Raw genomic sequence first — 23520 nt, 5'->3', positions numbered from 1 at the left:
CCGCCCATAGTGCCTGCTCGCACCGGTATCCGTAACGGCCGGTTCCCTTCGCCGCCCCACCTGCTTAATTTGCATATCATATGCAACTTTACATAGCGTGCCCCCAGCCGAGCCCTGAGGAGCCCCGATGCTGTCCGAGCAGTCCGCCGCCACCGTCCGCGCCACACTCCCCGCCGTCGGCGCGGCCCTCGGCACGATCACCGAGCGCTTCTACGCCGGGCTGTTCGAGGCCCACCCGGAGCTGCTGCGGGACCTGTTCAACCGGGGCAACCAGGCCTCCGGCACCCAGCGCCAGGCTCTGGCCGGTTCCATCGCCGCGTTCGCGACGCACCTGCTGGACCGTCCGGGGCAGCGGCCGGACGCGATGCTGCAGCGCATCGCCCACAAGCACGCCTCACTCGGCGTCACGCCGGAGCAGTACGGCGTCGTCCACGAGCACCTGTTCGCCGCCATCGCCGAGGTGCTCGGCGACGCGGTCACGCCGGAGGTCGCCGCCGCCTGGGACGAGGTCTACTGGCTGATGGCGAACGCGCTCATCGCCGTGGAGCGGCGGCTGCGCGAGGAGCGCGGCGGGCCCGCCTGGCGGGCCTGGGAGGTCGTCGAGCGGGTCGCCGAGACCGCGGACGTCGCCACGTTCCGGCTGCGGCCGGCCGACGGCGGCCCGGTCCGGGACTTCCTCGCGGGCCAGTACGTCTCCGTCCGCGTCACCCTCACGGACGGCGCCCGGCAGATACGGCAGTACAGCCTGTCCGGGGCGCCCGGCCCGGACCTGCGGCAGATCAGCGTGAAGCGCGTGCACACGGCCGGCGCCCCCGACGGCGAGGTCTCGAACCACCTCCACGCGCGCGTGGGGGTGAGTGACGTCCTGGAGGTCTCCGAGCCGTACGGCGACCTGGCCCTGGACGCCGACTCCGGCACGCCGCTGCTGCTGGCCTCGGCCGGCATCGGCGTGACCCCGATGACCGCGATGCTGGCGCACCTCGCCCACTCGGGGCACCGCGCCCCGGTCACCGTCGTGCACGCCGACCGCTCCCCCGCGACCCACGCCCTGCGCACCGACCACGAGGCCTACGCGGCCAAGCTCCCGGACGCGGCCGTCCACCTCTGGTACGAGCAGGACGCCCCGGCGGGCACCCACCCGGGCCTGGTCGACCTCACCGGCGTTCCGGCGGCCCCGGGCACGCGCGCGTACCTGTGCGGACCGCTCCCCTTCATGCGGGCGGTGCGGACCCAGCTGATCGCGAAGGGCGTGGCACCCGCAGACATCCACTACGAGGTGTTCGGCCCGGACCTGTGGCTGGCGGGTCAGGCCTAGGCCTGCCGTCGGGGGAAACAGGCCCTGATCGGGGGAAACAGGCCTTGATCGGGGGAAACAGGCCTTGATCGGGGGAAACCGGACCTGATCGGGGGAACCGGGCCCTGGTAGGGGGAACCGGGCCCTAGACGTCGCGGGGATCGATGCCCCGCGAGATCCCCAGCAGCAGCACTCCCGTCGGCTCCGCCACGATGTCCTCCACCGTGACCGGGTCCAGTGAGGCGAAGAACGCCTCCTGGGCCCGGCGCAGGGCGCCGCGCAGGCGGCAGGCGGAGTTGAGGGGACAGGGGGTGGCGCCCTCGCAGTCGACGACGTCGCCGCTGCCCTCGAAGGCGCGGACCACGGCGCCCACGGAGGCCGTGCGGCCCTGCTCGGTGAGGGTGAGGCCGCCGCCTCGGCCACGGCGGGCCTCGAGCAGGCCCATGTGCTGGAGCTCGGCGACGACCTTCGCCAGGTGGGTGTACGGCACGTCCATGCCGTCCGCGACGTCCCGGGTCGTCGGACTCGACCCGCCCGCGACGGCGAGCCGCATCAGGACCCGCAGGGCGAGGTCGGTGGAGCGCAGCAGCCGCATGCATGCAGCGTAGGTAATGGGAATCCCCGGTTCAAATTATCCGTGCCCGCCGCCCGGCCACCCGGCCGTCCGCTGATTCCGCCGCCCGGCCGTCCGCGCCCACCGATCGGCGATCCGAGCCCCGCCGGCCGGCGATCCGAACCCCACCGGCCGGCGATCCGAGCCCCGCCGATCGGCGATCCGAGCCCCACCGGCCGGCGATCCGAGCCCCGCCGATCGGCGATCCGAGCCCCACCGGCCGGCGATCCGAGCCCCGCCGGCGGGCGATCCGGCCTCCGCCGGCCTCCGCCGGCCGGAATCCAGGTCGTGGCCACCGGCCCGGGCGGCGGGAGACAGCCCCCGGCACCGGTGAACCTGTCGCCCAGCTGTCGGTGCCGTATCGATTCGGCCCATTCCGGCGGCCGCCCTACGAGGCGCCCCGTCTCCCCCACTACGATCAGCCCACCCGACTGTCACTTTCCCACGAAGGACACCTCATGGGCTCCGCCAAGAAGAGCAACACGGACCGCAGGGCGCGCATAGAGGAGATGCGGCGCGCCGAGCAGTCCCGTGAGCGTCGCAACCGGGTCCTCGTCATCGCGGCCAGCGTCGTGGTCGTCGCCGGACTCGTCGTCGGCGGCGTCGTGCTCGTGCGGTCCCAGGACGACAAGGGCAGTGACACCGCTGCGGCGAGCGACTCCTCGGGCAAGGGCAAGTTCGTGACGGGCGAGGACGGGGTGAAGACCTGGGAGGGGAAGCTGTCCCGCAACCACGTCTCCAGGGCCGTGAAGTACGCGTCCGAGCCGCCGGTCGGCGGTGACCACAACCAGGTCTGGATGAACTGCAACGGCGACGTCTACACCGAGAAGCTGAACAACACCAACGCCGTGCACTCGCTGGAACACGGCGCGGTGTGGGTGACGTACAACGCCGCCGCGAAGAAGGCCGACATCGACGCGCTCGCGGCGAAGGTGAAGAAGACGCCGTACACGCTGATGAGCCCGATGGACGACCAGAAGGACCCGATCATGCTCTCGGCGTGGGGCCACCAGCGCACGGTGACGAGCGCGAGCGACCCGAACGTGGACAAGTTCTTCGAGAAGTTCGTCCAGGGCGAGCAGACCCCCGAGCCGGGCGCCGCGTGCACGAACGGCCTGTCGAAGTGAGGCATGTCGGCCTGATCGCCGGGGCCGCGACGGCGGCGCTCGTCGCCGCCGGTGCGATCACCTACGCGGTCGCCGGGGACGACGGCGGCGGCAGGACGCCGTCCGCCGAGTCCGCGGACGCCGGGTTCGCCCGGGACATGGCGGTGCACCACCAGCAGGCCGTGGAGATGTCGTACATCGTGCGCGACCGCACGAAAGACGAGGAGGTCCGGCGCCTGGCGTACGACATCGCGCAGACGCAGGCCAACCAGCGCGGCATGATGCTCGGCTGGCTCGACCTGTGGGGCCTGCCCAAGGTGTCCTCCGAGCCGCCGATGACCTGGATGGACATGGGCGGCATGGCGTCCGGCAAGGACGGCGCGCTGATGCCGGGCATGGCGACCAACTCCGAGATGAAGAAGCTCGGCGAGCTCGACGGGAAGCAGGCGGAGGTCTTCTACCTCCAGATGATGACGGACCATCACAAGGGCGGCATCCACATGGCCGAGGGCTGCGTGGCCAAGTGCCAGGTCGGCGTGGAGAAGCGGCTCGCGCAGGGCATGGTGGACGCGCAGCAGTCGGAGATCTCCCTGATGGCCGACATGCTCAAGGAGCGGGGCGCGAAGCCGCGGTCGTAGAGCGGTGGGCTCGGGGCGTCGAGCGCTTGGGGCGGAGTGCCGAGCGGTGTGCGCGGGGCGTGGAGCGGCCCTCCCGGGCATAGAACGATCACCGCGGGCGACGAGCCGTCGGCGCGGTCACGGAGCAGTCACCGCGAGCGAAGGCGTCGGCGCGGTCGTGGAGCGGCCTCCTGAGCATAGGACGATCACCGCGGGCGCGGAGCGCCCTCCCGGGCGTGCTTCGGTCGGCGCGTAAGCCTCAAAACGCCCTCTCCAGCGGTCTCTTGGGCTCTTCTTGGTTTCCATAGGGCGCTTCTTGGGCTGCGCAATTCCCTGGCATGAACGGTTCATCGCGAGAGTGGCGACCGTCGAGTGATCCACTCGCGACGAACCGCACAGGGGGTTCCATGAGATCCAACCGCGCCAAGGTGCGCGCCGTGAGCGTGGCAGCGACACTGCCGATGCTCGCCGGTGCGCTGGCGCTCGGCATACCCGCGGCGCACGCCGCCGGCCACCCGCTCCGCGACCTGCTGGCCGGGACCCGGCCCGCGTGGGCCACGGCAAAGGCGGACAAGGGCGCCACCTCCGACGGCGCCCGGGTCTCGGCCCGGGTCTACCTGGCCGGCAAGGACGCCGCAGGGCTCGCCGCCTACGCGAAGGCCGTCTCCGACCCGGACTCGGCCTCGTACGGCGAGTACCTGACGGCCAAGCAGGCGCGGGCCCGCTTCGGCGCCACCAAGGCCCAGGTGGCGGCCGTGAAGTCCTGGCTGACGGCGGCCGGTCTGAAGGTCACCGGCGTCACGCGGCACTACGTGTCCGTCACCGGCGACGTGGCCGCCGCCGAGAAGGCGTTCGGCACCCAGCTGCACAACTTCGCCAAGGGCTCGAAGACCTACCGCGCCCCGGCGAGCGCCGCCTCCGTGCCACAGGGCCTGGCCGACGCCGTCCTGACCGTGACCGGGCTGGACAACGCGCCGCACATGGCCACGCACGACGACCGACTGCCGCCGCCGGACACCGTGTTCCGCAACTCCGGGCCGTTCTCCTCGTACTACGGCTCGAAGACCGCGAGCACGCTCCCGAGCGCGTACGGCAAGAAGGTCCCGTACGCCGTGAAGGGCTACACGGGCAAGCAGCTGCGGGCCGCCTACGGCGCGGGCACGCGCACCGGCAAGGGCGTCCGGGTCGCCATCACGGACGCCTACGCCTCCCCGACGATCGCCTACGACGCCGGCACCTACGCCAAGCGCAACGGCGACGCGGCGTGGAAGACGGGCCAGCTGCACCAGTCGCTGCCCGCGACGTACACGAACACCGAGGACTGCGGGGCGTCCGGCTGGTACGGCGAGGAGACCCTGGACGTCGAGGCGGTGCACGCGGTCGCACCGGCCGCGGACGTCACGTACGTCGGCGCCGCCTCCTGCATGGACGGGGACCTGCTCGACGCGCTCGGCAAGGTCGTCGACAACCACCTGGCCGACATCGTCTCCAACTCCTGGGGCGAGGTGGAGGCCGCGCAGACGCCCGACCTCGCGGCCGCCTACGACCAGGTGTTCCAGCTGGGCGCGGTCGAGGGCATCGGCTTCTGCTTCTCCTCCGGCGACGACGGCGACGAGGTCGCGAGCTCCGGCACGAAGCAGGTCGACTCCCCGGCGAACTCGGCGTGGGTGACGGCCGTCGGCGGCACCTCGCTGGCCGTCGGCAAGAACGACACCTACCTCTGGGAGACCGGCTGGGGCACCGACAAGGCGGTGCTGTCGGCGGACGGCGAGAGCTGGACGGACTTCCCCGGCGCCTTCACCTCCGGCGCGGGCGGCGGCACCAGCAGGACCGTCGCCGAGCCCGACTACCAGCAGGGTGTCGTGCCGGACGCGCTGGCCAGGGCCAACAGCGCGAACGGCAACCGGGTCGTCCCGGACATCGCGGCGATCGCCGACCCGAACACCGGCTTCCTGGTCGGCCAGACGCAGAGCTCGCCGGACGGGAAGAAGCAGGCGTACAGCGAGTACCGCATCGGCGGCACCTCGCTCGCCGCGCCGACCATCGCGGCCGTCCAGGCCCTGGCCCAGGAGGCTCGCGGCAAGGCGATCGGCTTCGCCAACCCGGCGATCTACGCGAAGTACGGCTCGAGGGTCTACCACGACGTCACCGACAACCCGACGGGCAAGGGTCTCGCCGTGGCACGGGTCGACTTCGTGAACGGCTACGACGCCACCGGCGGTCTGGCCACATCCGTGCGCAGCCTCGGCAAGGACAGCTCGCTGTCCGCCGTGAAGGGCTATGACGACGTCACCGGCGTGGGCACGCCCGCGAGCGGTTACGTCGAGTCGTACCGGCGCCGCTGACCTCCGCAAGGGGACCGGGGTGGTGTGGGGTGATCCATACCACGGTGACCCACACCACCCCATTGCGTCGCACTGACGATTACACTGGGCGGCGTGCCTCAACTACGTCTCGCCCTGAACCAGATCGACGCCGGCGTCGGCGACCTCGCCGGGAACACCGAGTCGATCGTCCGCTGGACCCGGCACTCCGCCGAACAGGGAGCGCATCTCGTGGCGTTCCCGGAGATGGTGCTGACCGGGTACCCCGTCGAGGACCTGGCGCTCAGGTCGTCCTTCGTGGAGGCCTCCCGGGCGGCGCTGCGCGCGCTCGCGGCGCGCCTGGCCGACGAGGGCTTCGGAGAGCTGCCGGTGATCGTCGGCTACCTCGACCGCAGTGCGACCGCCCAGCCGAAGTACGGCCAGCCGGCCGGCGCGCCGCAGAACGCCGGGGCGGTGCTGCACCGCGGCGAGGTGGTCCTGAACTTCGCCAAGCACCACCTGCCGAACTACGGCGTGTTCGACGAGTTCCGCTACTTCGTGCCCGGTGACAGCATGCCGGTGCTGCGGGTGCACGGCGTGGACGTCGCCCTGGCCATCTGCGAGGACCTCTGGCAGGACGGCGGGCGCGTCCCCGCCGCCCGTTCGGCGCGGGCGGGCCTGCTGGTCTCGATCAACGCATCCCCCTATGAGCGCAACAAGGACGACACGCGTCTGGAGCTGGTCCGCAAGCGGGCCCAGGAGGCCGGCTGCACCACGGCGTACCTGGCCATGATCGGCGGCCAGGACGAGCTGGTGTTCGACGGCGACTCGATCGTGGTCGACAAGGACGGCGAGGTCGTGGCGCGGGCGCCGCAGTTCTCCGAGGGCTGCGTGGTCCTGGACCTGGACCTGCCGGCCACCTCGGCCGACGCGCCGACGGGCGTGGTCGACGACGGTCTGCGCATCGACCGGGTCGTCCTGTCGGAGGAGCCGCTCGCCCCGTACGAGCCCGAGCTCACGGGCGGTTACGCGGACCGCCTGGAGGACGACGAGGAGGTCTACTCGGCGCTGGTCGTGGGCCTGCGGGCGTACGTCGCGAAGAACGGCTTCTCCTCGGTCCTGATCGGCCTGTCGGGCGGTATCGACTCGGCGCTGGTCGCGGCGATCGCGTGCGACGCCGTGGGCGCGCAGAACGTGTACGGCGTGTCGATGCCGTCGAAGTACTCCTCGGACCACTCCAAGGACGACGCGGCCGAACTGGCCCGCCGTACGGGTCTGAACTACCGCACGGTCGCGATCGAGCCGATGTTCGACGCCTACATGGGCTCGCTGGGGCTCACGGGCCTGGCGGAGGAGAATCTCCAGTCGCGGCTGCGCGGCACGCTGCTCATGGCGATCTCCAACCAGGAGGGCCACATCGTCCTGGCCCCCGGCAACAAGTCGGAGCTGGCGGTCGGCTACTCGACGCTCTACGGCGACTCGGTCGGGGCGTACGGCCCCATCAAGGACGTCTACAAGACCTCGGTCTTCCGGCTCGCCGAGTGGCGCAACCGGGCCGCCGGGGAGCGCGGCCAGACCCCGCCGATCCCCGAGAGCTCCATCAGCAAGCCCCCGAGCGCGGAACTGCGCCCGGGCCAGGTGGACACGGACTCGCTGCCGGACTACCCGGTGCTGGACGCGATCCTGGAGCTGTACGTCGACCGGGACCGGGGCGCGGACGAGATCGTGGCGGCCGGATTCGACGCGGAGCTGGTCGCGAAGACGCTGCGCATGGTGGACACGGCCGAGTACAAGCGCCGCCAGTACCCGCCGGGCACGAAGATCTCCCCGAAGGGCTTCGGCAAGGACCGCCGCCTGCCGATCACGAACGGGTGGCGGGAGTCGCTCTGAGGGACATGCCGGGGGGACCTTGATAGGCAAGTGGACATTTGCCGGCAGGGTGGGCAAGTGTCCACTTGCCTACCCTGGGGTCGTGGCCGATGACCTTTTCAAGGACGACGAACCCGGCGGCCTTCGCGCGGCCGTTCAGGAAGCGGCACGGCTGCCCGGCCCGGCGGCCGCCGACGCGCTCGTCGCCCTGTGGCAGCGGCACGGCGAGCAGGAGCAGGAACGCATCCGGGGGGGGAGCGCCCGTACGCGAGCACCGAGGTCCTCGACGCGGAGGCCGCCCGGCTCGTGGCCGACCGCGCCGGAGTCACCGACCCGGGGGCCGTCGCCCGGCTGGTCACGGCGGGGCGGCGCCTACCCCCGTGGCCCGACTCCGCCGGCGGGCTGGAGCGGCTCGCCCGGCGGTTCCCCGTGCTCGGGCTGTCCAACGCCGGCCGCACGGCCCTGCTGCACCTCAACGCGCATGCCGGGCTGCGCTGGCATCAGGCCCTGTCCGCCGAGGCGGCCCAGGCCTGCAAGCCGGCGCCGGAGGTGTACCGGCTCGCCCTCGACAGCGCCGGATGCCCGCCGGAGCGCGTGCTGATGGTGGCCGCCCACGCCTGGGACCTGCGCGGCGCGCAGGCGGCCGGCCTGCGCACCGCCTACGTGCACCGCCCGGTCGGGGACCCGCCCGCGGACTCCGACGACTTCGACGGGCGGTTCGGCGAACTCGATGAACCGATCAGCGCGCTGACGGACGGGCAGGTAGCGTCGGATCCCTCCTGAAGGGGGGTCCGGTCATGAGTGAGCGCGCTGTTCCGGCGCGGGTACTCGCCGCCGAACGCCTCGCCGCCGAGGCGGGGTTCGAGAAGAGCTGCATCGCGGAGGTCGGCAGGCTGCTGAGGACGGCCGCCGCTTCCAAGCCCGGCGGGGTCGTCGCCGAGAGCGGCACCGGGTCGGGGGTGGGGACCGCCTGGCTGCACAGCGGACTCGGCGACAGTGCGCGGCTCGTCACCGTGGAGCGGGACGAGGGGCTGGCCCGGCGGGCGGCCGGGGTCTTCGCCGACGACGGCCGTGTCAGCGTCCTCACCGGCGACTGGCGGCTGCTCGAACAGCACGCCCCGTTCGACGTGTTCTTCTGCGACGGCGGCGGCAAGCGGGACGCTCCGGGAAGGGTCGTCGAACTGCTCGCTCCCGGGGGGATTCTCGTCCTGGACGACTTCACCCCGTCGGCCGCGTGGCCGCCCCGGTTCGAGGGCGAGGTGGACGAACTGCGCCTGTTCTACCTGACCCATCCGGAGCTGGACGCCACCGAAGTCCTCACCACGCCCACCAGTTCGGCGGTCGTCGCGGCGCGGCGCGGGGCGCCCCGGTAGACACGGCGGCGGCCCGCGGGAGGTGATCCCACGGGCCGCCGCCCACCGGAAACCGTCAGTGGTGCACGGCTTCCGCCTCCTGCGGGACGTGGCTCGCCACGATCCGCTCGCGACCGGCGGCCGGAGCCCGGTGCCGGTCCACCGCGTGGGCCAGCGACGCCACGGCCAGGCCGAGGACGGCCAGGGCCACACCGGCGAGGGCCGGGGAGGTGACACCGAAGCCCGCGGCCAGTGCGAGGCCGCCGATCCAGGCGCCGCCGGCGTTGGCCAGGTTGAAGGCGGCCTGGTTGGCGGAGGAGGCCAGGGACGGGGCCGAGGAGGCCTTCTCCATGACCATCAGCTGGAGCGGGGAGCCGGTGGCGAAGGCCGCCATGCCGAGCAGGATCACGGCCACGGCGGCCGTGAGCTCCGTGCGCATCAGCAGCGGGAACAGCGCCAGCACCGCCACCAGCGAGGTCAGGCCGCCGAACAGCGTGCCGCGCAGCGAGTGGTCGGCCAGCCGGCCGCCCAGCAGGTTGCCGGCGGTCGCGCCGACACCGAACAGCGCCAGCAGCAGGGTGACGCTGGCGTCGGCGTAGCCGGCGGCGTCCGTGAGCATCGGCGTGATGTAGCTGTAGGCCGCGAAGAGGGCACCGAAGCCCGCGACGGTAGTGCCGAGCGACAGCCAGACCGGGAGGGAGCGCAGGGCGGCGAGTTCGCCGCGCAGGCCCTGGGCGGTGGCGTGCTCGTGGTCGCGCGGGATGAGGAACGCGAGCGCGGCGATCGCCGCCAGGCCGATGGCGCTGACGCCGAGGAAGGTCGCCCTCCAGCCGAGGTTCTGCCCCATGAGGGTGGCGGCCGGCACGCCCAGGACGTTCGCGACCGTCAGGCCGAGGAACATCAGCGAGACCGAGCGCGCCTTGCGTTCGGGGGCGACCATGTTCGTCGCGACGACGGCGCCCACGCCGAAGAAGGCGCCGTGCGGCAGACCGCTCAGGAAGCGGGCGGCCAGCAGCCAGCCGTTGTCCGGCGCGAGGGCCGACAGGGCGTTGCCCACGACGAACAGTCCCATCAGGCCGATCAGGACCGTGCGCCGCGACATCCTGGCGGTGACCGCGGCCAGCAGCGGGGCGCCGATGACGACGCCCAGCGCGTACGCCGACACCAGGTGGCCGGCGCTGGGTATCGAGATGTTCAGGTCGTCCGCGACATCGGGCAGCAGCCCCATCATCACGAACTCGGTCGTACCGATGCCGAAGGCGCCCACGGCGAGGGCGAGCAGGGCCAGGGGCATGAGTGAGCCTTTCGAGACTTGCTTGGAGATCCGTACGCGTATGTTCAAGTACGGAACAAAGTCTCTCAGGCGCGCTATTCCACGAGGTGACGCCTCGGTTGCCAGTTTTTGACGGAAGCGCTCTGACCAGCGGGTTTCAGGAGCCGCTTGTGGTGACCCTCACACGGGCCGCGACCGGCAGATGGTCACTGCCCGTCTGTGGAAGGGTCCACGAGCTCTCCGGCTTCAGACCCCGGACCATGATCTGGTCGATGCGCGCCATCGGGAACGACGCGGGCCAGCTGAAGCCGAAACCGCTGCCGGCCGCGCCCTGCGTCGAGCGCATCTGGGAGGTGACGGCGTTGAGCGCGCGGTCGTTCATCGTGCCGTTGAGGTCGCCGAGCAGGACGACGTTCTTCAGCGGCTCGCGGGCGATGGCCTCGCCCAGGTAGTCGGCGCTGCGGTCGCGCTGGCGGGCCGTGAAACCGGCCTCCATCTTCACGCGCACGGACGGCAGATGGGCGACGTAGACCGCCAGCTGCCCGGACGGGGCCGTCACGGTGGCGCGCATCGCGCGCGTCCAGCCCATGTCGAGGTTCACGTCCCGCACGCCGCTCAGCGGGTACTTGCTCCACACGCCGACCGTGCCCTGCACGGAGTGGTAGCGGTACGTCGGCGCCAGCGCCTTCTCGTACGTGGGGACGGCGGCGGGCGTCAGCTCCTCCAGGGCCAGCACGTCCGCGCCGGAGGCGGCCACGTCACGGGCGGTGCCGGACGGGTCCGGATTGTCGGCGTTGACGTTGTGCGTGACCACCGTGAGGTCACCGCCGGTCGCCGCCTTGTCGCTGAGCTGGCCGCCGAAGAGGTTCAGCCAGACCACGGACGGCAGCACCACCGCGATCAGCGCGGTCGCGGACCTGCGGACCAGGGCGAGGACGAGCAGCACCGGGACGAGGAGCCCCAGCCAGGGCAGGAACGTCTCGATGAGGCTGCCCAGATTGCCGATCGTGTTCGGGATGCGCGAGTGCAGCACCATGACCAGGGCCAGCAGCACCGCGCAGGCGGTGACGAGCAGTCCGCGCCGCCAGATCCGGGGGTCGCCCCGCCAGGGGCCCGCCAGCCGGTCGAACAGGCGCCGAAGCCGGGTTCCCTGGTGCTCGGGCCCCGAGCCGCCGTTGTCCGTCTCCGTCATGTACGCCTGCTGCGCCATACCGTCGCCTCACTGCCTGCCGTGCACACCATCGCCCCCGTGTCTTTACGACCCTAGGGGAAGATCCGTTCCGTTCCCGCCGTCCTCCGACGGCCGTACGGGGGCGATGACGTTCGAGCCCCCGCGGGGAGTTCCGGCCAGGCCCGCCGAAAGCGCCCTCTGTGACGAAACGCGCACACTAGTGCCGCGGCAGGCAACGTTTGCCCGTCAAGGAGCGGCGTCCGGTGCGTGCTCTCGGCGTGCCGGGTGCATGCCCTCGTACTGGATGTACTTGGGTTTGTGCCCGGTGCGGCGAGAGTGCGTGCCGGGCGTCGCGACGGGGCGAACGTTGCCTGCCGCGGCACTAGGAGCCGCCGGAGGCCGATCTGACGGACGGTGAGCCGCCGGGCCGCAGTCCTTCGAGCAGGGTGTCGACGACCTGCTCGGCGAGGTCGTCGGGCAGGTCGGCGTCGGGGCGCAGCACGGCGCGCACGAGGACCGGGCCGACGAACAGGTCGTTCAGCAGTTCGAGGTCGAGGTCCGTGCGCAGTTCGCCGTTCTCCCGGCCGCGGCGCAGGACCTCCAGGCCGAGCCGGCGGCGCGGGGCGACGACGGTGGCGTGGTACGCCGCCCAGAGCTTCGGACTGCTCTTCATCTGGGCCTGCACGCTGTGCAGGATCGCCGAGGAACGGTTGGCCAGGCCGCGCCGGCGCACCTGCTCCAGCAGGACCACGAGGTCGTCGCGCATGGAGGTGCCGGGCAGCGGCGGGTCCGGGGGTTCCGCGGCGCGCACGACGTCGACGAAGAGTTCCTCCTTGCCGCTCCAGCGGCGGTAGATGGTGGCCTTGCCGACGCCGGCGGTGCGGGCGATGCGCTCGATGGACAGCTCCGCGAGGGGCACGCCCTCCTCCAGGAGCTTCATCACGCCCTCGATGATGGCGCGCTCGACGGCCTCGCTTCTGGGACGGCCCCTCGCGGGTCCGCCGTGCGGAGAGCGCCGTTCGGCGAGGCTCACGTCGCTGCGTCCTTTCCTGACCGGGTGGAGACCGTTCCTGGCTGTACGGAAGGTGAATTCTTCCGCACCCCTACGCCCGCGTGTGCGACAACTCCTTCTCCCCCTCGCCCTGCTGGGACGCCGGCGGCTTGCCCGGCAGGAACAGCGCCACGACGACCGCGCCGATCAGGGCGACGCCCGCACCCCACAGGGCGGTGGTGTGCATCGCGTGCAGGAACGCGTCGTAGGCCGGGGCGACGAGGGACTCGCCCCGCGGGCCGAGCTTGTCCGCGACGCCGAGCGTGGCCTCGATGGACTCCCCGGCGGTGTGCCGCAGGGCCGGCGGCAGGACGCCGAGCTTGTCCTCGATGCCCGTGCGGTACGCCGTGGACAGCACCGAGCCGAGGACTGCGATGCCGAGGGCGCCGCCGACCTGCCGGAAGGTGTTGCTGAGCGCGGAGGCGGAGCCGGCCTTCTCGCGGGGCAGGGCCTGCATGATGACGACGCTGACCGGCGTCATGATGTGCGCCATGCCGGCACCCATGAGGAAGAAGATCACTTCCAGGATCCAGATGGGGGTGTCCGCGTCCAGCGTGGCGAACGCGCCCAGCATGGCGGCGATGACGGCCATGCCGGCCGTGGTCGTGACCCGGTTGCCGAAGCGGTCGACCACCAGCCGGGCGCGCGGTGCGAAGATCAGCTGGGCGGCGGCCAGCGGCAGCATCAGCAGACCGGTCTGCAGCGGCGAGTAGCCGCGCACGCTCTGCGTGTAGAAGACGGCGAAGAAGGTCACACCCATCAGGGCGAAGAAGACCAGCGCGATGGCGGCGATGGCGGCCGAGAAGACCTTGTCCTTGAAGTACGTGACGTCTATCGACGGGTGGTCGCTGCGCTTCTCGAACACGACGAAGGCGACGAGCACGGCGACACCGGCACCGATGGTCGCCAGCACGGTCGCGTCGGTGAAGTCGGCGAGCTGGCCGCCCTTGATGATGCCGTAGACGAGCAGCACCAGGCCGACGACGGAGAGCACGACGCCGACGGGGTCGGTCCGGCCCGGGTGCGGATCGCGCGAGTCGGGCACCAGCCAGAGCATCAGCGCGAGCCCGAGCACCACGATCGGCACGTTGACGAGGAAGACCGAGCCCCACCAGAAGTGGTCGAGCAGGACACCGCCGGTGATCGGGCCGATGGCGACGGCGAGGCCGACACCGCCCGCCCAGATGCCGATGGCCTTGGGCTGCTCCTCACGCTCGAAGACGTTCATGAGGACGGCGAGGGTGGCGGGCATGACGAACGCGGCGCCCAGGCCCATCACGGCCCGGAAGGTGATCAGCTCGCCCGGCGAGCCGGAGAACGCGGCGAGCGCGGATCCGAGGCCGAACACGGCGAGACCGCCGATCAGCACCTTCTTGCGGCCCAGCCGGTCGCCGAGCAGCCCGGCGGTGAACAGCAGGCCCGCGAAGACGAGGGTGTAGGCGTTGATCGCCCACTCCAGCTCGCTCTGGGTGGCGCCCAGGCCGGTGGGGGCCGGGGTGGAGATCGTCTTGATGGCGACGTTCAGGATCGAGTTGTCGAGCACCACGATCAGCAGGCTGAGCATCAGCACGCCGAGGATCGCCCAGCGGCGCCGGTGCACCGCTTCCGGTACGCGCGGGCCGGTGGGGGCGGCCGGGTCGGCAGGAGGAGTCATGTGTCCGAGCCTAGAACCATTTCGATACGAGACCGTCTCGTATTGGAATACTCTTACCCGGATCTTACGCGACTTCCGCTTCCGGCTCCGGGGCGATACACACGGGGGCGTCCCCCCGGGGCCGAACTCTCAGTCGGAACGCACAAGGGCTCCCCTAGCCCTCGATGGCACGAGGTGCCACCATGGACGTGGTCCGGGGACGCCGTCAGGGCGCCTCGAGATGACGTGTTAGGAGCCGTGCAATGACGCAGCTTCCGGCTGCCCAGACTGCTCAGACGAAGCCCTCCGACGGCGGCAAGGCGCTGTACGGGGGCAAGGGCACCCGCCGTATCACCGTGCGGGACATCGCCGCCGCCAAGGAGCGCGGCGAGAAGTGGCCGATGCTCACCGCGTACGACGCGATGACCGCGTCCGTCTTCGACGAGGCCGGCATCCCGGTGATGCTCGTCGGCGACTCGGCGGGCAACTGCCACCTCGGGTACGACACGACCGTGCCCGTCACCCTCGACGAGATGACGATGCTGTCGGCGGCGGTCGTACGGGGCACCTCCCGTGCCCTGATCGTCGGCGACCTGCCCTTCGGCTCCTACCAGGAGGGTCCGGTGCAGGCGCTGCGCTCGGCGACCCGGCTGGTGAAGGAGGCCGGGGTGCAGGCGGTGAAGCTGGAGGGGGGCGAGCGGTCGCACGAGCAGATCCGGCTGCTCGTCGAGTCCGGGATCCCGGTCATGGCGCACATCGGCCTGACCCCCCAGTCGGTCAACGCCATGGGCTACCGCGTGCAGGGCCGCGGCGAGGAGGCGGCCCAGCAGCTGCTGCGGGACGCGAAGGCCGTGCAGGACGCAGGCGCGTTCGCGGTCGTGCTGGAGCTGGTCCCCGCGGAGCTGGCCGCCGAGGTGACGCGGGTGCTGCACATCCCGACCGTCGGGATCGGGGCGGGCCCCGAGACCGACGCGCAGGTGCTGGTGTGGACGGACATGCTGGGCCTGACCGGCGGACGGGTGCCGAAGTTCGTGAAGCAGTACGCCAACCTGCGCGAGGTGATGGGCGACGCGGTGAAGGCGTTCGCCGACGAGGTCGTCGGCGGAGCGTTCCCGCAGGAGGAGAACTCCGTCCACTAGAGAGCCACAGCGGCACCACGAACAGCCCGTCGGCCTTCCCCCAGCCGACGGGCTGTTCCCTTTCCGCCGGGAGCACTCACCCCGCCGGCACCACCGACAAGGGCTGTCGGCGGCTTGTCGGTGATTTGTCGGTGGGCCCTGAGACCGTCTGTCCCATGACGCGAATCGACACACGAACCGGCGGCGCCGCTGTGACCGTGCGGGGGCTGGTGAAGCACTACGGGGAGACCAAAGCTCTGGACGGCGTCGACCTGGAGGTGCGCGAGGGCACCGTGATGGGGGTGCTCGGGCCGAACGGGGCCGGGAAGACCACCCTCGTGCGGATCCTGTCCACACTGCTGGCACCCGGCTCGGGCCAGGCCACGGTGGCCGGCTACGACGTCGTACGGCAGCCGCGGCAGCTGCGGCGGGTGATAGGCCTCACCGGGCAGTACGCCTCCGTCGACGAGAAGCTCCCCGGCTGGGAGAACCTGTACATGATCGGCAGGCTGCTCGACCTGCCCCGCAAGGAGGCACGCAGGCGTGCCGACGAGCTGCTGGAGCGGTTCTCGCTGACCGAGGCCGCCAAGCGGCCCGCCGGCACCTACTCCGGCGGTATGCGGCGGCGGCTCGACCTGGCCGCCTCGATGATCGGGCGGCCCTCCGTCCTCTTCCTCGACGAACCGACCACCGGACTCGACCCGCGCACCCGCAACGAGGTGTGGGACGAGGTCAAGGCCATGGTCGGCGACGGCGTGACCGTGCTGCTGACCACGCAGTACATGGAGGAGGCCGAGCAGCTCGCCTCCGAGCTGACGGTCGTGGACAAGGGCCAGGTCGTCGCGGGCGGGGGCATCGAGGAGCTCAAGGCCAAGGTCGGCGGGCGGACCCTGCGGATCAGGCCGGCCGACGCCCTGCACCTGCGGCCGCTCGCCGGGTACCTGGACGAGCTCGGCATCACCGGGCTCGCGACCACCACCGTGGACGCCGCCTCCGGCACCCTGCTGGTCCCGATCCTCAGCGACGAGCAGCTCACCGCCGTCGTGGGCGCCGTCACCTCCCGCGGCATCACACTCGCCGCCGTCACCACCGAACTGCCCAGCCTGGACGAGGTCTTCCTGTCCCTCACCGGCCACCGTGCCAGTGCCCCGCAGGACGCCACGCCCACCGAGGACCGCGAAGAGGTCGCCGTATGAGCGCCGCAACCCTGTCCACCCCCGCGACGAAGGACGACGCCCGCATCTCGCTGCGCGGGCACGTGCGCCACACCAGTGCCCTCGTCCGCCGCAATCTGCTGTGGATCCGCCAGGACCCGGAGTCGATGGCCGACGCGCTGCTGATGCCGGTCATCTTCACCCTGCTGTTCGTGTTCGTGTTCGGCGGCTCGATCGGGCAGGCCCTGGGCGGCGGGCAGGACCGGTACGTGCAGTACGTGATCCCCGGCATGATCGCGATGATGAGCATGACGCTGTCCCAGGGCGTCGGCACCGGCTTCAGCCAGGACTTCAACTCCGGTGTCATGGACCGCTTCCGGTCCCTGCCCATCGGGCGCGGCTCGGTGCTGTTCGCGAAGATCTCGGTGGAACTGCTGCGGATGCTGTTCGCGACCGCGGTCCTCATGATCGTCTCCGTGGCGGTCGGGTTCGAGATCACCAACTGGCCCGGGCTGTTCGCGGCCGTAGCGCTGTCCACGGCGTTCGCCTCGTCGATCATGTGGGTGTTCCTCACCCTGGGCGTGATCATGAAGAGCGCGCAGTCCGTGCAGGCGATGGGCTTCCTGGTGCTGTTCCCGCTCCAGTTCGGCTCGTCGATCTTCGCGCCGACCACGTCCATGCCGGGCTGGCTCCAGGCCTTCACCGACTACAACCCGCTGTCCACGCTGGCGGACGCCGCGCGCGGTCTGATGGTGGGCGGGCCGGTCGCGCACGACCTGTGGGTGACGCTCGGCTGGTCGGTGGCGATCACGGCCGTGATGGCGCCCGTCGCGATCCACAAGTTCCGCACCAAGAGCTGACCGGGCCGGACCGGTCCGATCCGCGTCAGAGCAGGGCGGTGGCCTCCTCGATGGACAGGCCGCCGCCCTCGGCGTACGCGGTCTCGTACGCCTGGTCGCCCAGCAGCGCCCTGGCGTGCCGCTCCGCCTGCTCGCGGGTCTCGCGCTCCTGCGACTGGGAGACGTGGCCGGGCGGCAGCAGGGCGTCGAAGGCGCCCAGGCAACGGGCCGCGTCCACGGCGCGCCGCCCGCCGTCGGAGGCGGCCAGCGCCCAGGCGCCGATGACCAGGTAGCCCGAGCGCATGTGGGGCGCGATGACCTCGGACAGCGGATCGGTGGCCCGCTCGATCCCTTTGCGGATCCGCTCCAGGCAGTCCTCGTACCGTCCCTCCACGGCGTCCAGCCATGCCTCGGTCGCCAGGATGAACGTGTCGAAGACGATGAAGTGGGCGATACGGAAGTCCTGGCGCAGCCGCCGCAGTTGCTCGCGCGCCTCGGTGACGCGGCCCGTCATGCCGAGCCGGCCGGCGAGGAACAGCCGGGCGGCGGGCATGGCCTCGCTGTGCGACTCCTCGTGCTGGTCGATCACCTCGCGCAGCAGCCGCTCGCCCCGTTCGCCCTCGCCGGCCTCCAGCAGGGCGCTGCCGAGCCGGGCGCTGAGGACGGCCGCCTGGGCGCGGGCGCCGAGGTGCTCGGCGTGGCCGATGGCCGCCTCGTAGTCGGCGGCGGCCAGGGCGTGGTCGCCCCGGCGTTCGTGGGCCTCGGCGCGGGCGGAGAGTGCCTCGGCGGTGCCCCAGGCGTCGCCCAGGCGCCGGTAGATCTCCAGCGACTCGTCGGCGTCACGGGCGGCGTCGCCCGCCCAGTCGGTGCGGTTGGCCAGGAAGTTGGCCCGCATCTGGAGGCCGGAGGCGAGCTCCCAGTCGAAGTCCGGGGCCTGCCGGCAGGTCCGGATGGAGGCGTCGATGATGACGCGCAGCCGGTCCATGTCGCCGGTCAGCATCACGGCGAGGAACCAGAGCAGGCCGGGGAGCCGGCAGTTCTGCGGCAGACCGGGCTCGTAGGTCCGGGCGATGGCGCGCAGCTTCTCCTGGGAGCGCGGGTTCTGCCAGGCGTCCAGCTCGGTGTCCATGCAGGCGAGATGGGCGAGGTGGATACCACGCCGGGCCTCCGCGAGGACCTCGCCGGTCATCGGGGGCGGGGCGTCGGTGCAGCGCTCCCACACCGCGGTGGCCGGGCGGACGGGCTCGGCGAAGGGGTCGGGGCCGAGCGCCATGACCTCGCGGCACCAGTTGCGCGCCTCGATCCGCAGGTCGCGCATCTGCCAGTACCAGACGAGGGACAGCGCCAGGCACAGCGCCTCCTGCTCGTCGCGCAGCGTTACGGCGTGGCGCAGCGCGGTCCGCAGGTTCTCGTACTCCCGCTCCAGCCGGTGGATCGCGGCGAGCTGGCCCGGGCCGCGCAGCAACGGGTCGGTGACTCGGGCGAGTTCACGGAAGTACGTCAGATGGGCGCGCTCGGCGTCGGCGCGCTGCCCGGACTCGTCCAGCCGTTCGCCGGCGTATTCGGCTACCGTCTCCAGGAGCCGGTAGCGCATCTCCCCGCCGGCCGAACCGTCCGGCGGGGCGGCCACGACCAGGGAGCGGTCGACGAGGGAGCCGAGCGCCTCCAGGGCGGCCGGTCCGCACACCGCCTCGGCGGCGGGCAGGTCACAGCCGCCGGCGAACACCGACAGCCGCCGCAGGACGTCGCGTTCGTCCTCGTCGAGCAGCTCCCAGGACCAGTCGACGACGGCTCTCAGGGTCTGCTGCCGGGGCAGGACGGTGCGGCTTCCGGAGGTGAGCAGACGGAAGCGGTCGTCGAGCCGGTCGGCGATCTGGCGGGGGGTGAGCATCCGCAGCCGGGCGGCGGCCAGTTCGATGGCCAGCGGCAGGCCGTCGAGGCGGCGGCAGATCTCGGCGCACGCCGCGGCGTCGTCCTCGATCCGGAAGCCGGGCCGGGCCGCCGCGCCCCGGTCGGCGAGCAGCCGCAGCGCGACCGGCTCGGGCAGCGGCTCCACCGGCCGCAGCAACTCCCCCGGTACGCCGAGGGGTTCGCGGCTGGTGGCGAGGACGGCGAGGTCGGGGCAGCGCGCCAGCAGCTCCTCGGCGAGCCGGGCGGCGGCGTCGGCGACATGCTCGCAGTTGTCGAGGATGAGCAGCATGCGGGGCCGGGAGCAGTGCTCGGCGAGCCGCTCGACGGGGTCGTCCAGCCGGTCGCCGACGGCGGCACGGATGCCCTCGGCGTTGGCGCCGTACAGCACGGTCTCGCGGGCCCCGACGGCGGTGAGCACGGCCTCCGGCACGGCGTCGGGGTCGTCGACAGGGGCGAGTTCGGCGAGCCACACGCCGCCGGGCATGGTCGCCCGCACGGCCTCGGCGGCCTCCTGCGACAGACGGGTCTTCCCCGCGCCGCCCGGCCCGAGCAGGGTGACCAGCCGGGCCGCCGCGAGATCCCCGCGGATGGTCTCGATGTCGGATTCCCGGCCGATGAAGGAGGTGAGTCGGGCGCGGAGGTTGCCGACGGACGCGCCCGGCCCTTGAGGGGCCGGCGCGGGGACGGGCAGGTCCCCGAGGCTCAGCAACTCCGCGTGCAGGGAGCGCAGTTCCGGCCCCGGGTCGGCGCCGAGGCGGTCGGCGAGGAGGCGCCGGACGTCCTCGTAGGCGTCCAGTGCCTCCGCCGCGCGGCCGGCGTCCCGCAGGGCGCGCAGACGCAGCGCCTGGAGGGGTTCGTCCAGGGGGTGGCCGTCGCACAGAGCGGTCAGTTCCGGCAGAGACTGCTCGGCCTGGCCCAGGGCGAGGGCGGCGGTGTGGCGGGCGCGCAGCGCGTCCAGGCGTCGGGTGTCCCGGCGGGCCGCCTCGGCGGTGCGGTCGGGCAGGTCGGCGAGGACGGGGCCGCGCCACAGGGCGAGGGCGTCGTCGAGGACCACGACGGCCTTGGCGGGGTCGCCGTCGGCCAGGGCACGCAGCCCCTCGCCGGCCAGCCGCTCGAACCGGTGCAGGTCGACGTCGTCGGGGGCGGCCGTGAGCCGGTAGCCGCCCTCGACGGAGGCGATCGCGGCGGCGCCGAGCGCCCGTCGCAACCGCCCGACCAGCGCCTGCAGCGCGCCGGGCGCGTCGGCGGGCGGCTGCCCGCCCCACACCTCGTCGACGAGCAGCCCCGCGGGTACGGTCCGTCCGGCCCGCAGCGCGAGCACGGTCAGCAGCGCACGCAACCGCGCCCCACCGACCGGAACGACCGTCCCGTCGGTGCGGAGCGCCTGCGTGGTGCCGAGGATGCGGTAGTGCACGGGCTCATTGTCTCCGGTGTACGGGGGCGGGTCACGACGGTTGGCGGCGCGGCGGGCGGGTCAGGAACGGGGATTGGGGCGTCGAGGGCGTCAGGGGGGCGGTGGCGCGGACAGGGCGGGGCCGTTCACGACCGGGCACCGAGCGCCGGAACCACGGCGGCCCGGCACGGCAAGATGGACCGATCACGGACCCATGCGAGGACGGCGCCAGAGCCACCGCCGCACCGGACAGGCGAGAGCCGTCCACGCACCCGCACACGGCACCGAAGCCACGGCGGCCCGGCACGGCAGGCCGCTCCTTCACGGACCGCAACCGGGCGCCGGAGTCGCGGCGGCCCGGCACGGCAGGGCCCTCGCGTCGACGGGAGTGTGTCGGGGTCATCGGCGGGGCCGTTCACGTACCCGCGTGGCGGCGCCGGGCTCGGCCGGTCGGGCGCCGCGGGGGCGTGGCCGTACTCAGTGTCTCCAGCAGGGCCGTCAGGTCCGCCGCCTCGATGCCCCGGGTCTCCGCGCCGGGCTCCGCACCCTGCTCCGGGATGCCCCGGGCCTCGCGGACGGCGTGGGAGAGCCGGGAGTCCGTGCCCGGCACGTCCAGGGTCACCACCACGCCGGACTCGCGTGAGCGCCGTCCCCGCCCGTCGGCGGCCCGCTCCCCCTCGGTCTCGGTGAACCACCGCGGGCAGCGCTCCACCGCCCGCAGCCCGCGTTTGCCCGCCACCGGCCCGTAGGAGCGCGATCCGGGCGCGGTCTCGGCCCAGGTCTGGGTCAGCACCTGCACGGCCCGCACCCGCCCGCGGGCCTCGGGCCACCTCGCGCCGTGCCGCTCGACGGACAGCAGCCCCACCGACCGGGCCCGGCTCCCCGGCTGCGGGCGCCGGTCCTCCTCGGCGTCGGGGTCCGCCCCCAGCGCCACGGGGAGGCCCGTCTCCTCCCGGACCATCCGCACCCCGGCCACGTCCTCCACCGGCCCGGCGACCTCGGTGAGCTGGTCGCGCCAGCCGCCGCCCAGCACGGTGTCCGCGTCCAGGAGCAGCAGCGGCCAGCTCACCTCGTCCCCGACCGAGAACGGCGTGCCGCAGCACTCCATCTGCCAGTCCTCGTAGAACACGTGCCACAGCCCCATGGGCCCACCCTCCCCGGAACCGACCGCCCCGCGCGAGACGTTTTTCACCCGGGCCCGGTACCGTCGGGCCGTCCCACCCCGTGTCGACGAGTGCAGGGAGCCCCATGACCACCGCCACCACCCGCCACAGCGAGCGACGGATCAGTCCCGTGTTCGTCGGGATCGTCGCCGTGACGGCGGTCACGGGATGGGCGACCTGGACCGGGTTCGCCGAGCAGCCGGGCGTCGCCGTGTTCCTGTTCGTGACGGCGGCGTGGATCGTCTCGCTGTGCCTGCACGAGTACGCGCACGCGCGCACCGCCCTGCACAGCGGCGACATCTCCATCGGCGCGAAGGGCTACCTGACCCTCAATCCTCTCGCCTACACGCACGCCCTGCTCAGCATCGTGCTCCCGGTGATCTTCGTGATCATGGGCGGCATCGGCCTGCCCGGCGGTGCCGTGTTCATCGAGCGGAACCGGATCCGGGGCCGCTGGAGGCACAGCCTGATCTCGGCGGCGGGCCCGCTGACGAACGTGCTGTTCGCCGTCGTCTGCACCGCCCCGTTCTGGCTGGGCGCGCTGGACGGTGTGCCGAACGACTTCCGGTTCGCGCTGGCGTTCCTCGCGCTGCTCCAGGTGACGGCCGCGCTGCTGAACTTCCTGCCGGTGCCGGGCCTGGACGGCTACGGCGTGATCGAGCCCTGGCTGTCGTACAACATCCGGCGCCAGGTGGAGCCGTTCGCGCCGTTCGGCCTGCTGTTCGTGTTCGCGCTGCTGTGGCTGCCGGCGGTGAACGGCGTCTTCTTCGACGTGATCGACACGATCCTGAAGTCCCTCTGCATCAGCGACTTCGAGACGTACTGCGGTCAGTACCTTTACAACTATGTATTCAGTGGCTTGCGGGACGTCGGACCCAACATCGGGTGCACTCCGTGACTTGACCTGCGAAAACGAAGAAGCCCCGCCCACCTCCACGGGGGTCGGGAAGTGAACGGGGCTCGTCCGCCCCAACGCCTGACCGTGATCAGGCGTCGCCGTCGGGCGGGGCCTCGTCCCCGTCTCTGCGACGGTCCGGGGACGAGGAGTTCAGGACGCAGGCGGGGCCGGGTATGCCGGCCTCAGGCCCCGCCGCGCCCTCCGCGGGCCGTCTGCTCGAAGCAGTCAGCGCGCGGGATCAGGGGTCGGCGACAGCACCGACGCAATACTGAGGTTCGTCATGGTGACAACGCGGAATCGGTTGTGATGCGGCAGCATCGCCACATGGTCTCGCGCCCACCTGAGTGGGTCCTCGCCATCCCGGAGGGACTTATTACCTCCAAGGCAGTCCGCGCACTCGACGAACGCACCCGTCGGGGCCTGCTCTAGCTCGTCTTTCGTCACGACCCAGGGAAACGGCCCGTTGTTCATCGCGCCGTCCTCTTCCACTCGTGCGGGTGGCGACTGATCTCGACCGCCAGGTCCGTTGCGTGCGACGGGTCGTAAGCCGCGCTCCGCGGATTTGAGGCTTCCCGCCACTGCCCGAACCGCGATTCGCACATGTCACAGCCCTTGACGGGCTCAGGCGCTTCCGCTTCAAGCGGGTCCGTCAGGTGGATCGGTTCTCTGAGACGCCATCCGCTTTCCGAACGTGATCGTTTAGTTCGGGCTGGGTGGGCATGAACTCCGGTTGGCGGCGGGAGAGATGGGCGTGGTTCGTCC

The 23520-nt window shown here is 72.2% G+C and carries 17 protein-coding genes and 1 pseudogene; 11 read left to right on the top strand and 7 right to left on the bottom strand.

Annotated features, from left to right (window positions below):
* Positions 1 to 127 precede the first annotated feature (127 nt).
* Positions 128 to 1315 (top strand): globin domain-containing protein, encoded by a 1188-nt coding sequence (locus tag HDC93_RS34685; protein WP_185014796.1) that lies wholly within the window; start codon positions 128 to 130, stop codon positions 1313 to 1315.
* 124 nt (positions 1316 to 1439) lie between these two features.
* Here HDC93_RS34685 and HDC93_RS34680 read toward each other — a convergent pair whose 3' ends face one another.
* On the bottom strand, positions 1440 to 1889 hold the full coding sequence (locus HDC93_RS34680; RefSeq protein ID WP_185014795.1) for an Rrf2 family transcriptional regulator: 450 nt from the start codon (positions 1887 to 1889) through the stop codon (positions 1440 to 1442).
* A 476-nt stretch (positions 1890 to 2365) separates the two neighbouring features.
* Between HDC93_RS34680 and HDC93_RS34675 the strand changes: the two genes are divergently transcribed.
* The 6 genes and pseudogenes from HDC93_RS34675 (at position 2366) to HDC93_RS34650 (ending at position 9175) form a co-directional block, all read left to right on the top strand.
* Positions 2366 to 3034, top strand: a complete 669-nt coding sequence (locus HDC93_RS34675; RefSeq protein ID WP_185014794.1) for a DUF3105 domain-containing protein — start codon at positions 2366 to 2368, stop codon at positions 3032 to 3034.
* Positions 3031 to 3651 (top strand): DUF305 domain-containing protein, encoded by a 621-nt coding sequence (locus HDC93_RS34670; RefSeq protein WP_185014793.1) that lies wholly within the window; start codon positions 3031 to 3033, stop codon positions 3649 to 3651. Before HDC93_RS34675 ends, HDC93_RS34670 begins: the two co-directional genes overlap by 4 nt.
* A gap of 386 nt (positions 3652 to 4037) precedes the next feature.
* Positions 4038 to 5975 carry a protease pro-enzyme activation domain-containing protein gene (locus HDC93_RS34665; protein WP_185014792.1) on the top strand — a complete coding sequence of 646 codons (1938 nt, stop codon included), beginning with the start codon at positions 4038 to 4040 and terminating at the stop codon, positions 5973 to 5975.
* Positions 5976 to 6068: 93 nt separating this feature from the next.
* The gene (locus tag HDC93_RS34660) at positions 6069 to 7823 is read left to right on the top strand and encodes an NAD+ synthase (protein WP_185014791.1); all 1755 of its coding nucleotides are present in this window, start codon (positions 6069 to 6071) and stop codon (positions 7821 to 7823) included.
* Between the two features lie 82 nt (positions 7824 to 7905).
* Positions 7906 to 8585 (top strand): annotated as a pseudogene (locus HDC93_RS34655) (haloacid dehalogenase type II).
* Between the two features lie 14 nt (positions 8586 to 8599).
* A complete protein-coding gene (locus HDC93_RS34650; protein ID WP_185014790.1) occupies positions 8600 to 9175 on the top strand; it encodes an O-methyltransferase in 576 nt (191 codons plus the stop codon).
* Positions 9176 to 9230: 55 nt separating this feature from the next.
* Here the strand turns inward: HDC93_RS34650 and HDC93_RS34645 are convergent, their stop codons facing one another.
* From HDC93_RS34645 to HDC93_RS34630, 4 genes are all read right to left on the bottom strand, one after another.
* Positions 9231 to 10448 (bottom strand): MFS transporter, encoded by a 1218-nt coding sequence (locus HDC93_RS34645; RefSeq protein ID WP_185014789.1) that lies wholly within the window; start codon positions 10446 to 10448, stop codon positions 9231 to 9233.
* Positions 10449 to 10584: 136 nt separating this feature from the next.
* On the bottom strand, positions 10585 to 11637 hold the full coding sequence (locus HDC93_RS34640; protein WP_185014788.1) for an endonuclease/exonuclease/phosphatase family protein: 1053 nt from the start codon (positions 11635 to 11637) through the stop codon (positions 10585 to 10587).
* Positions 11638 to 11980: 343 nt separating this feature from the next.
* Positions 11981 to 12631 (bottom strand): TetR/AcrR family transcriptional regulator, encoded by a 651-nt coding sequence (locus HDC93_RS34635; protein ID WP_185014787.1) that lies wholly within the window; start codon positions 12629 to 12631, stop codon positions 11981 to 11983.
* 70 nt (positions 12632 to 12701) lie between these two features.
* Positions 12702 to 14303, bottom strand: a complete 1602-nt coding sequence (locus tag HDC93_RS34630; RefSeq protein WP_185014786.1) for an MFS transporter — start codon at positions 14301 to 14303, stop codon at positions 12702 to 12704.
* 242 nt (positions 14304 to 14545) lie between these two features.
* Here HDC93_RS34630 and panB point away from each other — a divergent pair, with 242 nt between their 5' ends.
* The 3 genes from panB to HDC93_RS34615 all read left to right on the top strand — a co-directional run bounded on the left by panB (position 14546) and on the right by HDC93_RS34615 (position 17414).
* Positions 14546 to 15421, top strand: a complete 876-nt coding sequence (gene panB / locus HDC93_RS34625) for a 3-methyl-2-oxobutanoate hydroxymethyltransferase (protein ID WP_185014785.1) — start codon at positions 14546 to 14548, stop codon at positions 15419 to 15421.
* 155 nt (positions 15422 to 15576) lie between these two features.
* On the top strand, positions 15577 to 16596 hold the full coding sequence (locus HDC93_RS34620; RefSeq protein WP_185014784.1) for an ATP-binding cassette domain-containing protein: 1020 nt from the start codon (positions 15577 to 15579) through the stop codon (positions 16594 to 16596).
* Positions 16593 to 17414: an ABC transporter permease gene (locus tag HDC93_RS34615; protein WP_185014783.1), complete on the top strand. Its 822-nt coding sequence runs from the start codon at positions 16593 to 16595 to the stop codon at positions 17412 to 17414. The genes HDC93_RS34620 and HDC93_RS34615 overlap by 4 nt, the downstream gene beginning before the upstream one ends.
* 25 nt (positions 17415 to 17439) lie before the next feature.
* On the opposite strand, the gene HDC93_RS34610 is transcribed toward HDC93_RS34615, so the two are convergent.
* Together HDC93_RS34610 and HDC93_RS34605 are read right to left on the bottom strand one after the other, a co-directional pair.
* A complete protein-coding gene (locus HDC93_RS34610; protein WP_185014782.1) occupies positions 17440 to 20718 on the bottom strand; it encodes a BTAD domain-containing putative transcriptional regulator in 3279 nt (1092 codons plus the stop codon).
* A gap of 394 nt (positions 20719 to 21112) precedes the next feature.
* Positions 21113 to 21841, bottom strand: coding sequence for a DUF6578 domain-containing protein (locus HDC93_RS34605; protein ID WP_185014781.1), 729 nt, complete (start codon positions 21839 to 21841; stop codon positions 21113 to 21115).
* A gap of 104 nt (positions 21842 to 21945) precedes the next feature.
* Between HDC93_RS34605 and HDC93_RS34600 the strand changes: the two genes are divergently transcribed.
* Positions 21946 to 22758, top strand: coding sequence for a site-2 protease family protein (locus HDC93_RS34600; RefSeq protein ID WP_185014780.1), 813 nt, complete (start codon positions 21946 to 21948; stop codon positions 22756 to 22758).
* The last annotated feature ends 762 nt before the right edge of the window (positions 22759 to 23520 follow it).

It is taken from the genome of Streptomyces sp. AK010 (genome assembly GCF_014207295.1).
Classification (GTDB): Bacteria; Actinomycetota; Actinomycetes; order Streptomycetales; family Streptomycetaceae; genus Streptomyces; species Streptomyces massasporeus.
Note: the sequence above shows the minus strand (reverse complement) of the source record. Positions and strands in the feature narration are given on the sequence as shown.

What these genes read in the sequence shown, in the direction of transcription:
- HDC93_RS34685 (WP_185014796.1), top strand. Translation starts at nt 128, where the DNA reads ATGCTGTCCGAGCAGTCCGCCGCCACCGTCCGCGCCACACTCCCCGCC.
- HDC93_RS34605 (WP_185014781.1), bottom strand. Translation starts at nt 21,841, where the DNA reads ATGGGGCTGTGGCACGTGTTCTACGAGGACTGGCAGATGGAGTGCTGC.
- HDC93_RS34645 (WP_185014789.1), bottom strand. Translation starts at nt 10,448, where the DNA reads ATGCCCCTGGCCCTGCTCGCCCTCGCCGTGGGCGCCTTCGGCATCGGT.
- HDC93_RS34675 (WP_185014794.1), top strand. Translation starts at nt 2,366, where the DNA reads ATGGGCTCCGCCAAGAAGAGCAACACGGACCGCAGGGCGCGCATAGAG.
- HDC93_RS34630 (WP_185014786.1), bottom strand. Translation starts at nt 14,303, where the DNA reads ATGACTCCTCCTGCCGACCCGGCCGCCCCCACCGGCCCGCGCGTACCG.
- HDC93_RS34600 (WP_185014780.1), top strand. Translation starts at nt 21,946, where the DNA reads ATGACCACCGCCACCACCCGCCACAGCGAGCGACGGATCAGTCCCGTG.
- HDC93_RS34650 (WP_185014790.1), top strand. Translation starts at nt 8,600, where the DNA reads ATGAGTGAGCGCGCTGTTCCGGCGCGGGTACTCGCCGCCGAACGCCTC.
- HDC93_RS34665 (WP_185014792.1), top strand. Translation starts at nt 4,038, where the DNA reads ATGAGATCCAACCGCGCCAAGGTGCGCGCCGTGAGCGTGGCAGCGACA.
- HDC93_RS34615 (WP_185014783.1), top strand. Translation starts at nt 16,593, where the DNA reads ATGAGCGCCGCAACCCTGTCCACCCCCGCGACGAAGGACGACGCCCGC.
- panB (WP_185014785.1), top strand. Translation starts at nt 14,546, where the DNA reads ATGACGCAGCTTCCGGCTGCCCAGACTGCTCAGACGAAGCCCTCCGAC.
- HDC93_RS34620 (WP_185014784.1), top strand. Translation starts at nt 15,577, where the DNA reads ATGACGCGAATCGACACACGAACCGGCGGCGCCGCTGTGACCGTGCGG.
- HDC93_RS34680 (WP_185014795.1), bottom strand. Translation starts at nt 1,889, where the DNA reads ATGCGGCTGCTGCGCTCCACCGACCTCGCCCTGCGGGTCCTGATGCGG.
- HDC93_RS34640 (WP_185014788.1), bottom strand. Translation starts at nt 11,637, where the DNA reads ATGGCGCAGCAGGCGTACATGACGGAGACGGACAACGGCGGCTCGGGG.